Below are 12,643 nucleotides of genomic sequence, written 5' to 3'. Positions count from 1 at the left end.
TTATTCTTCCCCATGACAGTCTTCGCAAGCCGTTGGGAGGGGACGGTAGCGTGTGAAGAGGGAGCGATCGGGGGTGTTTTCCTCCTTGTGGCAGGAGGCGCATTCGACTTCCTTGTGTGCCCCGGTGAGCGAGAACCGGGTGGTTTCATGGTCGAATGCGGGAATGGTAAAGGCCTTCGTTTCGTGGCAATCGTTGCAGGCCCTGCCGGGGAATTGATCCTGATGCGGATCGTCCTCGTCGTGGCAGGTGATGCAGGTCGTTTCGAGTCCGCGGTAGGCGGGGCCGTCGAAGCCGGCATCCGGGCCGGCGGACTTGTGGCAGTCCTCGCACGCCGTGGTGGCGTGTTTGCCGGTGAGGGCGAACCGGGTTTTGCTATGGTCGAAGCCGGTGGCCTCGTCCCACTGCTCGGTGACGTGGCAATTCGCGCAGGCCGTGACGCCCAGCTCGTCGGCGAACTGATCGCCGTGGGGGCTGTCCGGCACGTGGCAATCCTGGCACTCCGTCTTCTCGATGACGAAGGTGGGCCGCTTGCCGTCCGGGTTGTGGCACGACACGCAGGCGGTAGCCAGGTGGGCGCCGGTCAGCTCGAACGCGGCCTCCTTGTTGTGCCGCTCGATGTCGTACGTCGTCGGAAACCACTCGTGCTGGCCGTGGCAGTTCTCGCACACGGCGCCGCCGCCGGGGCTTTCGATAAACTCCTTGCGGTGGTAATCGACATGGCACGACAGGCAATCGTTGACCTTGATGCGCGGATAGGTGTTGCCGGTCGTGTTGCCGATAAACGCTACCCGGATGTCGGCGTCGCGCCGCGCCGGCTTCTGATGGCACGACGCGCATTCGAGGTCGGCATGGTTGCCGATCAGCTTGAAGCCGGTCTCGTCGTGGTTGAATTTGGATTTGCTCAACTGGGTGAGCTCGTGCCAGCCGGCCGTCTGGTGGCACGTGGTGCAGTCGGTGCCGAAGCGGCCGTCGTGCTGGTCTTCATGGCAGTTCAGGCAGGCCTTGAATTCGAGGCCCACGTACTGCGTAAACTCCTCGCCGGCCGGCGTGCGCAGGGTGCCGTGGCAGTTCTCGCACGCCACGTCCTGGTGCTTGCCGGTGAGTTTGAACCGCGCCTCGTTGTGGTCGAACGCCGGCGCCTCCTCCCACGTCTCGGTCTCGTGACACGTGTCGCAGGCGCGGTCGTCGAACTGGTCCTGGTGCGGACTCTCGGGGGCGTGGCACGACCGGCATTCGGTCAGCAGGCCGAGGAAGGTCTTGTCGAGTGCGTTGTGCTTGCCCTTGAACGCGAGCACGTCGGGCGCCTTGATGTTGTCCGGCTCGTGGCAGGTGCGGCAGGCCGTCTCGAGGTGCGCGCCCGTCAGGTCGAACGTCGTCTTATCGTGCTCGAACGCGGTGGTGTCGAACCGCACGGGCACGAAATCCACCCCGAAATGCTCCTTGTGGCAGTCGCCGCAGGGCTGCTCGTCCACCGTGATGTGAAACCCGGTCTTCGCCGCGATGCGCGCCTGCATCGGCGTGTGGCAGTTGAGACACAGATTGTCGTTCACGCTCCGCTGCCCCAGCGCATGACACTGGGTACAGTTCGTCACGCCTTCGAGATCGGCGTGCGAACGCGACAATTTGCCCGGTGAGATCAACTGGGACATGGCGGCGGTAGGCGTCAGGCCATAGACCAGCAGCACGGCGAACACCGCGCGGCATGCCGGCGACGACAGAAAACGAATCATTAAGAGGGAGGCAGCTTTTGCAGGGAATGACGCGCCATCACCGCGACGTCAGGATCGTCGATCTGGTCGGCGACCTTCGTCCATATGGCGCGCGCTTCCTCGAAACGGGAGGTGTTGGCCAGAATGGCCCCCTTGTTGTACAAACCAGACGGGTCGTCCGCGTACCGCGCGAGCATGTCGTCGACGGTGCGCAGCGCTTCGTCCCACTGTTCGAGTTCGCCGTAGGTCTGCGTGAGGTCGAGCCAGACCTGCCGGTTTTCGGGATGGAGCGCCAGATAATGCTTGTAGTTGCGCGCGGCCTCCTCGGGCTGGTGCGCGTCCTGCAGCAGGCGGGCGAACCGGAAAAGGTGCGTGGTGTCGTCCGGCGTCTCGACGAGGCGCATCCGCAGCGCTTCGAGCTGGGAATGCATCGAGGGATTGACGTTGCTCTTGTCGGGCGTGAACGTCTCGTCGCCGGCGGCGGCGGTCTGCGCCCGGGCCGTCTCCGGCGCGGCGGTCCAGTTCGAGGCGACGCCGGCAGCCGGCGGGCGGCGCGCGCCGAACCAGATGGCCGCGAACAGCGCGAAGCCGGCGAGGACGTACAGCAGGAAGTAGCGACTCTGGGTGATTCGTGCGAGCATGATGGAGCGTGGCTTGCGTTGGATGGAGCTCAGAGGACCCACGTATAGCCGAAGGCGATGGCGACGGCGATGTGGATCAGGAAGGCGGCCAGCATGACGAGGGCGAGCGGGATATGCAGCACGTGCCAGTAGCCGAAAGCGCGCACGAACGGCCCCAGCGTCTGCTGCCGGAGCTGGAGTTCGATGTGGTTCAGGAACAGCGGCAGCGCGGTTTTGACCCGGTCGCCGTCGACGCCGCGCGCCTGTAGCGCGCCTTCGAGGTTCGATTGCAGCCTCCGCTTGCCCAACTGGAACCGCAGCGTCTGGACGACGGCGCCCGGGATGCTGCTGGCCGCCGGCATCCCGGCGAAGAGGCTCTCGATCTGGTCCTGGGCCAGCCCCGTCACGCCGGCCAGGCGCTGGCCGAGCACCGACTGCGCCCGCTTCAGATCGCTCGCGGTATAGAACTGCCCGTTTGCGGTCTTCGGGATGTGGACGTACACGTAGCGCCCGAATATGCCGCTCCCCACGACGATGGCCATGCTCCAGAAAGAGATGGAGGCGATGTTGCCAAACTTGAACGTGGTGTGCAACAGCACCAGGAACGGCCCGAGCGTGCACAGGAAGATGTGAAACGTGAGCCAGCCGCGCAGCTTGCCGAGCTTCTGCATCATCGTCGAGCGCTTCCGGAACATGTAGGTGCTCACGCCGACGAGCATCATCAGGCTGCCGATGATCCCCAGACCCTGCCCGATAAAACCGGACGGCCTGAATTCGGTGTGCGCCGCCATGTACGGCCGCTCCTGGAGCGGCGCGTGGTAATAGGCGAAGCCTTCGATGAGCGGGTATGCGGCGATGGCCAGCCAGAGCACGGCCAGGAGCGCCGAACGGTGCGACTTCATACGGTGTATCCGAGGAGGGGATGAGTGAATCGGCCGGCCCGCATCGCAGGCCGCAGTGCTAATGGTCTCTGGATCGACCCCTTTTGGTTATTCCGAGGGCTCTTGGAGGAGCTTAAAACAGTGCAGCGACATGAGATCTTCGGTTTTCAAAAACAATGCCGCGCCACCGGATAAGATGCGCACGAACCGATGAGAACTGCGTGAGAGTCCGATTAGAAAGTGAATGTAAGCGCCATTCCGTCGCGTCCGAGCCGTGCCTGGACGGGCATCGGGCGGTCGTCGAAGCGGTGATGAAGCCGGGATAGGCTGATCGCCATGGTCGTCCCGATGAAGCCGCCCATGGCGACATCGGAAGCCCAGTGCCGATTCTTGGCGATGCGCGCCAGCGCCGTCCCGCCGGCGCCGAACCCGACCAGCGCCCAGGTGATCGGGTGCGGATAGTAGAGCGCCCAGGGGACGAGTATCGCCGTGACGGCGGTCGTGTGGCCCGAAGGAAAGGAGGTATCGCCCGAAAACGGCGTAAAAACGTACGGCGAGTCGCTGTCCGCCGGCCGGTGCCGGCCGATTACCGCTTTGATACCGATCGTGAGCAGGCCGGCATACCCCAGGGCCTGCGCCGACGTAAAGGCGGCGTCCTGAAACCGGCGATTTCTGGTCAACAGCGACACGCCGAGCACGCCGGCCACGGGGGCTACGGCGTACGGCCCGCCAAAATTGTTCGTAAAATCGGTGTACGTCTTGAACGCCCCGCGATACCCTTCCTGCACCTCGTCCGTGATGCCGGCATCCACCAGACTGATCGTGCCGACGACGACGAGCGCCCCCGTGAGGATATAGGCCGACGTGCGGTCCGGCATGCGGGCGAGGCGGATCGGGTCGCGCAGCCCCCAGTCGACGTAGCGCCGGAGGTCAGCCCGCTGCGCCTGCGCGGGCATCCCCGCGCCGAAAAGCATCACGACAAGACCCATCACGACCCATGCGCGCGTCCGTCCGCCGGCGTAGATGTACTGCTTCATGCCAGGGAGGGGTGCGGTTCGGGGGGATGGGTGACGTCTCGATGCGCATCCCCGGACGGCGTCGGGTCATCGGGCATGCGCGGGAAATGGATGCGCACCGTGGTGCCCACCGACGGTCGGGACGAAATCTCGAGCGACCCGTCGTGCAGCGCCACGATCTGGTCCACCAGCGACAGGCCCAGCCCGCTGCCGGCGCCCTGCGCGGACTCCACCCGGAAGAAGCGCTCCGTGACAAAGGGAAGCGACTCGGAATCGATCCCGATGCCGCTGTCGTTCACGGTAAACGCAATCCGATCCCCGTCGACTTTCGTCGAGACGGCGATTCCGCCCTTCTGGGTGAACTTCAGGGCATTTTCGAGGACGTTCCGGATCACATCCCGCATGAGGTCGGGATGCCCCTTCATCAGGGCCGGCGTCTGGAGGTCTTCCGTCCAGCTCAGCCCTTTTTCCCTGGCCAGCCGCGCGAAGGGGACGGTCTCTTCCCGAATCAGTTCGGAGAGGTCGAAAAAACCGCCGGCCAGGACGACGCGGCCGCGCTCGAGCCTGGCCAGCGTAAGCAGGCTCCGGATCGTGCGGCTCATGCCGTCGATCTCGCCGGCCAGGGTGTGGAGCGTCGCCTGATACGCCTCGGGTGTCCGCGGCCGGCGCAGCGAGATCTCGACATGCCCGCGCAGGACCGTCAGCGGCGTCTGCAGCTCGTGCGCGGCATTCGACGTGAACCGGCGCATGTTCTCCAGCGCGCCTTCGAGCCGATCCAGCAGGGCATTCAGCGTCTCCGCGAGCCGGGTGGTCTCCCAGTCGGCCTCCGCCGGGATGGGGATGCGCTCGTCCATCCGGTTCGGCGAAAGCGCGTTGGCGAAGCGGGTGATCGAGGTCAGCGGCCCCAGGGCGCGGACCGCCACGCGGTCGGTGAGGAAGAGCAGGAGAAACAGCAGGACGATCAGGCCGATCGAAAGCCCGACCGCGATCTCCTTCAGCCGCCCGGGGATGTTGGGTTCGTACCGCGCGATCTGCAGCGTTCCGAGCTTCCGGCCGTTGCGCCCGATGATGGGGTAGTTGCCGAAATACAGCTGGGAGTCGTCGATCGTGAGGGTGTTCAGCACGCTGAAGGTGCCGAAAGCCGACGTGCTGTAGGTGACCAGGGTGTCCGGAAAGGGGGCGAGGAACAGCCGCGTATTGCTGGACGCGTGGATGACGTCGCCGCTGAGGTCGAATACCTGGGCGAAGTACGGGTCCAGCCGGGGCTCCCGGTAGAGGTGGTGCGGCTCGTACCAGGCGTAGCGCTCGGGCGCCAGCTCGCCGTCGAGGCCGACGATATGGAAATTGATCTCCTGCGCCTCCTCCTCGAGGAGCGTCCAGGCGTGGTAATGCAGCCAGCCGAAGGTGGCCAGCCAGCACAGCACCCCGATGATGAGGAAGGCGAGGGCGAGGACGAGGCCCTGGGACAGGACAAGCCGGCGCCGAAAGGTGCTGCGACGGGAGGCTCGGTCTGTCGATGACGTGCTCAACGGATGTTCTCTATAAGATAGCGTGACGCGGTGCCGGCCCGGCGATCAGTCCGGGTTCGGCAGAAACCGATACCCGATGCCGCGGACGGCCTCGATGCGGGCGGCACTGCCGGCGTCCTGCAACTTGCGCCGGACATATCCGACGTACACATCGATCAGATTGGTGCCCCGGTCGAAATCGTGCCCCCAGACGTCCCGGTGGATATCCTCCCGGCTGAGCACCTGTTCCTTTCGGGCAAGAAAATACGCCAGAAGATCGAATTCTTTCTGCGTTAGCTCGCAGGGGGTGCCTCCTGACGAACAGGTGCGGGTGATCGGGTCGAGCACGAGCGATCCCTCGCGGAGCGCCTGCGCCCCGGGAGCCAGCCGGGCGCGGCGAAGCAGCGCCTCGATGCGCGCGAGGAGTTCGTTGAAGGCGAACGGCTTGGGGAGATAGTCGTCCGCGCCGGCGCGCAACCCGGCGACGCGATCCTCCACGGCGTCGAGCGCCGTGAGCATGAGGATGGGGAGCGCCGGCGAAACGAGGCGCAGCTGGCGGCACACCTCGATGCCGGAGATGTCGGGAAGCCGTACGTCGAGCAAGACGAGATCGTACGTCCCTTCGAGCCCTTTCGACAGCGCTTTTTCGCCGTCGGCAGCCCAGGTGATGTCGTACCCCTCTTCGCTCAGACCCTGTTCAACAAACGCCGCGACGCGCGGCTCGTCTTCCACGAGCAGTATTTTCATAGACATATTAGTGGTGCTTCGCCGTCATACTACCCAAAATACCCGCCGCTTTCATGATATCGCTAACGATAGAGGTCCATTCTCATGGAGTTCTCATGCGCGTGATACTCATGGTCTTCTCATGTTAGGGGTGGTTCTGTTAAACCGTTGCGACGTACCATAGACCTGTTGGCGATGCCGAGGTGAACCGCGGGCCATCCTCCGCTCCTCGGCGTCCGATGTATGTGCCCGTACCCGTTGTTGCCGGTAGGGTGGTGCATCAGCCCATCGCCGGCGCGTCCCGCCCCCGTTCCCGGCGCGCGCGCTTACCTGGTCAGTGCTAGCTTTTACAGGACCCCGTCATGTCCATTTGTCTTGTGTCCCGCAAGGCGCCGGCTACCGGCGCGCGCTTGCCCTTCCTTCGTCCGGCCCTGGGGCTGTTTACAGGACTCGTGCTGGTCGTCAGCGGCTGCGGCGACCCCGAACCGCCACCGGTGGCCGCGGCCGTGGAGGTGCCTCCGTCGCTTCAGATGGAGGCCGTCGCCGCGACCAACCTGGTGCGTCTCGACGCGCGGCAGGTCGACCAGCTCGACGTGCGCACCGAGGCCGTTTCGGCCTCCGCGATGCCTTTTTCGCTGCGCGTGCCGGGCGAAGTGCTGCCGGCTCCCGAACATTTTGCGCTCGTCAGCGCGCCGATCAGCGGGCGTATCGTCCGGATTCATGCCCATGAGGGCGAAGCCGTGCGCCAGGGGCAGATTCTGCTCGAACTCGAAAGCCTCGAATACGCCGGCCTGGTGGCCGACGTGATGCGCGCCCGCGCCGAGCTGAGCTACCAGCAGCAGCAGGCCGAACGCCTCAAGCAGCTGGTGGAGAAAAAGATCGCCGCGCAGAATACGCTGGAGAAAACGGAAGCGGATCTCAGCCGGGCCAAAGCCGAATACAGCGCGGCCAACGCCCGCATCTCCGCCCTCGGCATCTCGCCGGAGACGGTCGCCGGCTGGTCCGAAGAAACGGGCGCCGGCCCGATGCTGGCCGTCCGCGCGCCGATCACCGGCGTCATCGACCAGCACGATATCGATCTCGGCCAGTCGGTGACGGCCTATCAGCAGATGATGAGCCTGGTCAACCCCGCGCACGTCCTCATCCGCGGGTTCGTGCCGCCGGAGGAAGCCGAACTGATCCAGTCCGGCGACACCGTGTCCATCCAGAGCGTCGAGGCGCAGGGGCGCCGGCTGCTGGCCCGCATCGCCACGATCAATCCGGCCCTCGGGGAAGAAAACCGGTCGGTCATCGCCAACATCCTCGCCGCCACCGAAAACGGGTGGCCGCGTCCCGGCCAGGCCGTGCAGGTGGACATCCGCGCGCAGAGCGCCCCCCACACGCTGTCGGTGCCGCTGGCAGCGGTTCTGTATGAGGGCAACCGGGCGTCGGTTTTCGTCAAGGCCGGCGACAACGGGTTCGAGCAGCGCATCATCACCCTCGGCCGGCTGACGGACGACCGCGCCCAGGTGGTCGAGGGATTGCGGGAAGGCGAGGAAGTGGCCACGACCCAGGTGTTCAATCTGAAGGCGTTGAGCCGGTTCGAGCAATTCGGCGAAGAATAGCCCCGTCCATCCTCCAGCCTTTCCACCAGGCGTTCCGCCAGCTGTCCCATCGGTCCGATGCTAAACAAGATCATCGATTTTAGTCTGCGCCAGAAGTTCGTGGCGCTTTCACTGGTGCTGATCATCGCGCTGGGCGGGGTATCGGCGCTGCTCAACCTGCCGATCAACTCGCTGCCGGATGTCACCCCGGTTCAGGTGCTCGTCATCACGAAGGCCGGCCGCTACTCGCCGTTCGAAGTCGAGAAACTCGTCAGCTTCCCGATCGAAACCGCGATGAACGGTCTTCCGGAAGTCCGCGAGGTCCGCTCCATCTCCCAGTTCGGCCTCTCGGCCGTGACGATCGAGTTCGACGAGTCGACGGACATCTACTTCGCCCGGCAGCTCGTCAGCCAGCGCCTGCAGAGCGTGGCGGATGTCCTCCCGATGGGGGTCTCTGCGCCGCAGCTGGGTCCCATCTCGACCGCGCTGGGCGAGATCTACCAGTACCGGGTACGCGGCGACAACTATTCGCTGACCGAGTTGCGGACGATCCAGGACTGGCTCGTCGCGCCGCAGCTCAAGACCGTCTCCGGCGTGACGGAAATCACGGCCTTCGGCGGGTACGTCAAACAATACGACGTCATCGTCTCGCCCGATCGGATGCGGACCTACGGCATCGGGCTGAAGGAGGTGATGGACGCCATCGAGCAGAACAACAGCGTCTCGGGCGGCAACTACCTGACCCACAACCGCGAGCAGTACATCATCCGCGGGTTCGGTCAGATCGGGCAGACAGGCGATATCGAGCAGGTGGTGGTCACGCGGCGCGGCGAGCGCCCGATCTACGTTCGCGACATCGCCACGGTGAAGGAAGGCCGGCAGCTGCGGCAGGGCGCCGTGACGCAAAACGGCGAGGGCGAGGTGGTGACGGGCATCGTGATGATGCTCCGCGGCGGCAACGGCCGCGAAGTCATCCGCGACGTCGAGGCCAAGCTCGACGAGATCAACGCCGGCCTGCCCCAGGGCGTGACCGTCGAGAAGTTCTACGACCAGTCCGATCTCATCGAACGCACCACGGGGACGCTCGAGGTGAACCTGGTCGAAGGCGGCATGCTCGTCATCGTCGTGCTGCTGATCATGCTGGGCGAAATCTCCGGCGCGCTGCTCGTGGCCTCGGTCATCCCCCTCTCGATGCTCTTCGCGTTTATCGGCATGCGCGAGTTCGGGCTGGCGGCCAACCTGATGAGCCTCGGCGCGATCGACTTCGGGATGGTGGTGGACGGCTCGGTGGTGATGATCGAGAATATGGTGCACCGATTACAGGAGAACCAGCGCCGGCCGGTGGCGGAGGTCCTCCGCGAGTCGGCCCGCGAAGTGGCGCGCCCCATCTTCTTCGGCGTCCTCATCATCCTCCTGGTCTATGTGCCGATCGTCACGTTCCAGGGCATGGAAGGCATCCTGTTCCGCCCGATGGCCATCACCGTGGCCACGGCCGTGCTCGGATCGCTTGTGCTGGCGCTCGTCTACATCCCCGCCATGGCGGCCATCGTGTTCCGCAAAGGGATCCGGGTCCGGCGCAACTACCTCATGGAATGGCTGCGCCCGCTGTATCAGCGCTTCCTGGAGACGTTCCTCGACCGCAAGTTCGTGATCTTCGGCGGGGCGCTGACGGTGCTGGTGGCGGCGCTGATCCTGATGCCGATGCTCGGCACGGAGTTTCTGCCGGAGCTGGACGAGGGGTCGATCCTCGTCGAACAGGTGCGCATGCCCAGCGTCACCCTCGAGGAGTCGGTGGAGAACGCGAACTGGTTCGCCGGCAAGCTGATGGCCAACATCCCCGAGATCCAGACGGTCGTCCCCAAGACGGGCCGCTCCGACCTCGCGAACGACTGGATGGGCGTGCATCAGACCGACGTCTGGATCATCCTCAAACCGCGCGAGGCATGGCGCGCCGGCGTCACCAAGGAACGCATCGCGGAAGAGATCGAGCCCTACCTGAAGTCTGAACCCGGCCTCGCGTACAACTTCACGCAGCCCATCGCCATGCGCGTCGACGAGCTGACGAGCGGCGTCAAGTCGGATGTGGCGGTCAAGGTCTTCGGCGAGGACCTCGACGTGCTCCAGCAGGTGGGCGACGCCATCAGCGGGGTGCTGCCGTCGCTGCCCGGGACGGCGAACTATTATGTCGAACAGACCGTCGGCCAGCCGTATCTGAACATCGAGATCGACCGGTCGGCGGTGGCCTCGTTCGGGCTCAACGTCGACGAGGTGCAGCGCATCATCGAGGCCGGCATCGGCGGGCAGGCGGCCGGCGAGGTGTTCGAGGGGCAGCGCCGCTTCGACATCGTGATCCGCTACCCGGAAGCCATCCGGGCGAGCTTTGCGGACATCATGAACGTGCCGGTGCCGCTGCCGGGCGGCGACAACATCCCGCTCAGCCGCGTGGCCCGGATCCAGGCCGAGGAAGGCCCCCGCGAAATCGCGCGGGAAAACGGATGGCGCCGCGTGATCGTGGGCATCAACATCCAGGATATCGACATCGGGACCTATGTGTCGAACCTGCAGGACGCGATCGCGGAGAAGGTGAACATCCCCGCCGGCAACTTTATCGAGTACAGCGGCGCCTTCGAGGAGCAGCAGCGCGCGATGCGCCACCTGATGATCGTCGTGCCGCTGGCGCTGCTGATCATCCTGGGGCTGCTGTATCTCACCTTCGGGCAGATGCGGTACGCGTGGATGATCTTCCTGAACCTCCCGTTCGCGCTCTCCGGCGGCATCTTCCTGCTGTGGGTCCGCGGACTGTACCTGTCGGTGTCGGCGAGCATCGGCTTCGTCGCCCTCTTCGGCGTGGCGGTGCTCAACGGCGTGGTGCTGCTGTCTCACCTCAACAGCCTGCGCGAGCGCGGCATGGGGGTGCGGGAAGCGACGATCGCCGGCGCGGTGGACCGCCTCCGGCCGGTGCTGATGACGGCGCTGGTGGCGAGCCTCGGCTTCATCCCGATGGCGTTCAACGTCGGCCCGGGCTCCGAAGTGCAGCGGCCGCTGGCTACCGTCGTGATCGGCGGCCTCATCACGGCGACCCTGCTCACCTTGCTGGTGCTGCCCACGATCTATCACTGGCTCGAGAAGGGACGCGCGATCCACGCCCCGACAGAGCCCTGGGAGGATACCCCCGAACCTCGCGGCCGCAAACATTCGGCCGCGGTAGCGGAATGATGACGATGCTTAGAACGGGTTTTACGGCCGTCCTTTTGTTCGCGATGCTCGCCGGCGACGCGGCGGCGCAGCAGCCGGCGGGATGGCTCACGGTGAAGGACGCCCTCGAGCTGGCGGAACAGAACAGCCCCGCGCTGGGCCGGCTTCGCGCCGAGATCGACGCCAAATCGGGCGAACGCCTCGCCAGCTACGGCGTCCACGCCCCCCAGGTGAGTTACGCCCGCGAGGGCATCCCCACCGGCGGCGGCGACTACAACGAGCAGCGGTGGGTGGTCGCGCAGTCGATCGATTTCCCCCTCGAGACCTACTACCGGCTCAAACGCGTCGGGACGGAGTCGGGGGCGCTGTCCCTCGGGCTGGAGGCCGCCCGGCGCGACCTGCGCAGCCGCGTCAAGACGGCCTACACCGAGGTGCTCTACGCCCAGGAGCTGCTCCATCTGGGTCTGCAGGGCGTCGAACTGGGCGAGTCGCTCAAGGATGCCGTCGCGGCGCAGGTCGCCGTCGGCGCCGCCGCCGAACTCGACGAGATGAAGATCGACCTCCAGCTTTCCGAAGCCCGCAGCACGCTCGAGGAGCGGCTCCGGCTCTACGAAGACGCCCGGTACAGCCTCTACCAGGTGATCGGGATCGACCCCGGCCAGCAGGTTTACGGCGTCGTGTTTCCGGATACGATGGCCTATCTGGATGTGGAGATCTCGCAGGAAGACGTCATCGCCTTGCTGCCCGGGCAGCCGGAACTCGTCAGCGCCGACGAGACGGTGCGCGCCGCGCGGATCCTGATCCAGGAGAAACGCAGCGCGGCCCTGCCCCAGCTTCATATCAACTACTGGCCGCAGGACTTCGGCAACGGCTACCGGTACCGGGCCTTCGAGGTCGGGTTCACCGTGCCGCTCTGGTTCGCGCTCAACAACCGGGGCGCCATCCAGCAGGCCCGGGCGCGGGAGCAGTACGATGCCTGGAACCGGCAGGACATCCAGCTGGGGCTGAAGCGCGACATCGAGCGCGCCTGGCACGGGTACCAGACGAGCAAACTCACCATCGATCGGTACGCCGATACGGTCCAGGCTCTGGCGGACGATCTCCTCGCCCGGACGCGCGAAGGCTACCAGCTCGGCCAGCTCGATCTCCTCACCCTGCTCGACACCCAGCGGACCTATCTGGCGGCCCAGGCGCGCTACTATGAGGCCCTCCGCAACTACTACGTCAACCTCGTGCAACTCGAGCGCTTTCTGCAGCAGGATCTGGTGTTTGTCGACTGAATGGGGGCCGCGCCGGCCGTCCGGGAATTTTTTTCCTTCCCCGAACTCCACGAAAGAATGCTCGTTGAAGTGGGCTATGCGTTAACTTACGCTCCATGTTCCTTTCATCTAGCTTCGCTGACTG

9 protein-coding genes are annotated in these 12,643 nt (G+C 65.4%); 3 read left to right on the top strand and 6 right to left on the bottom strand.

The window, feature by feature from the left end:
• The 6 genes from R2834_03085 to R2834_03060 all read right to left on the bottom strand — a co-directional run bounded on the left by R2834_03085 (position 1) and on the right by R2834_03060 (position 6,482).
• Positions 1-1,731: a hypothetical protein gene (locus tag R2834_03085; GenBank protein MEZ4699290.1), complete on the bottom strand. Its 1,731-nt coding sequence runs from the start codon at positions 1,729-1,731 to the stop codon at positions 1-3.
• Positions 1,731-2,351: a tetratricopeptide repeat protein gene (locus tag R2834_03080; GenBank protein ID MEZ4699289.1), complete on the bottom strand. Its 621-nt coding sequence runs from the start codon at positions 2,349-2,351 to the stop codon at positions 1,731-1,733. The genes R2834_03085 and R2834_03080 overlap by 1 nt, the downstream gene beginning before the upstream one ends.
• A gap of 29 nt (positions 2,352-2,380) precedes the next feature.
• The gene (locus R2834_03075) at positions 2,381-3,232 is read right to left on the bottom strand and encodes a hypothetical protein (GenBank protein MEZ4699288.1); all 852 of its coding nucleotides are present in this window, start codon (positions 3,230-3,232) and stop codon (positions 2,381-2,383) included.
• Positions 3,233-3,444: 212 nt separating this feature from the next.
• Complete coding sequence (locus R2834_03070; GenBank protein MEZ4699287.1) at positions 3,445-4,248, bottom strand: phosphatase PAP2 family protein; 804 nt, start codon at positions 4,246-4,248, stop codon at positions 3,445-3,447.
• Positions 4,245-5,756, bottom strand: a complete 1,512-nt coding sequence (locus R2834_03065; GenBank protein MEZ4699286.1) for a HAMP domain-containing sensor histidine kinase — start codon at positions 5,754-5,756, stop codon at positions 4,245-4,247. The genes R2834_03070 and R2834_03065 overlap by 4 nt, the downstream gene beginning before the upstream one ends.
• Positions 5,757-5,801: 45 nt before the next feature.
• Positions 5,802-6,482 (bottom strand): response regulator transcription factor, encoded by a 681-nt coding sequence (locus R2834_03060; GenBank protein MEZ4699285.1) that lies wholly within the window; start codon positions 6,480-6,482, stop codon positions 5,802-5,804.
• Between the two features lie 341 nt (positions 6,483-6,823).
• On the opposite strand from R2834_03060, the gene R2834_03055 reads away from it, so the two are divergent.
• From R2834_03055 to R2834_03045, 3 genes are read left to right on the top strand one after another with little or no spacing between them, the layout of a single operon-like run.
• On the top strand, positions 6,824-8,065 hold the full coding sequence (locus tag R2834_03055) for an efflux RND transporter periplasmic adaptor subunit (protein MEZ4699284.1): 1,242 nt from the start codon (positions 6,824-6,826) through the stop codon (positions 8,063-8,065).
• 57 nt (positions 8,066-8,122) lie between these two features.
• Positions 8,123-11,260 carry a CusA/CzcA family heavy metal efflux RND transporter gene (locus R2834_03050; protein MEZ4699283.1) on the top strand — a complete coding sequence of 1,046 codons (3,138 nt, stop codon included), beginning with the start codon at positions 8,123-8,125 and terminating at the stop codon, positions 11,258-11,260.
• Positions 11,260-12,519: a TolC family protein gene (locus R2834_03045; GenBank protein ID MEZ4699282.1), complete on the top strand. Its 1,260-nt coding sequence runs from the start codon at positions 11,260-11,262 to the stop codon at positions 12,517-12,519. The genes R2834_03050 and R2834_03045 overlap by 1 nt, the downstream gene beginning before the upstream one ends.
• Positions 12,520-12,643: the final 124 nt, after the last annotated feature.

This window comes from Rhodothermales bacterium, from assembly GCA_041391505.1.
In the GTDB taxonomy this organism is placed as follows: Bacteria; Bacteroidota; Rhodothermia; order Rhodothermales; family JAHQVL01; genus JAWKNW01.
The sequence above is the reverse complement of the archived record's forward strand: the minus strand, read 5'-3'. Positions and strand labels throughout refer to the sequence as shown.

Excerpts from the sequence above, each read along its gene's own strand:
- R2834_03085 (MEZ4699290.1), bottom strand. The coding sequence starts at position 1,731 with ATGATTCGTTTTCTGTCGTCGCCGGCATGCCGCGCGGTGTTCGCCGTG.
- R2834_03080 (MEZ4699289.1), bottom strand. The coding sequence starts at position 2,351 with ATGCTCGCACGAATCACCCAGAGTCGCTACTTCCTGCTGTACGTCCTC.
- R2834_03075 (MEZ4699288.1), bottom strand. The coding sequence starts at position 3,232 with ATGAAGTCGCACCGTTCGGCGCTCCTGGCCGTGCTCTGGCTGGCCATC.
- R2834_03070 (MEZ4699287.1), bottom strand. The coding sequence starts at position 4,248 with ATGAAGCAGTACATCTACGCCGGCGGACGGACGCGCGCATGGGTCGTG.
- R2834_03060 (MEZ4699285.1), bottom strand. The coding sequence starts at position 6,482 with ATGAAAATACTGCTCGTGGAAGACGAGCCGCGCGTCGCGGCGTTTGTT.
- R2834_03055 (MEZ4699284.1), top strand. The coding sequence starts at position 6,824 with ATGTCCATTTGTCTTGTGTCCCGCAAGGCGCCGGCTACCGGCGCGCGC.
- R2834_03050 (MEZ4699283.1), top strand. The coding sequence starts at position 8,123 with ATGCTAAACAAGATCATCGATTTTAGTCTGCGCCAGAAGTTCGTGGCG.
- R2834_03045 (MEZ4699282.1), top strand. The coding sequence starts at position 11,260 with ATGACGATGCTTAGAACGGGTTTTACGGCCGTCCTTTTGTTCGCGATG.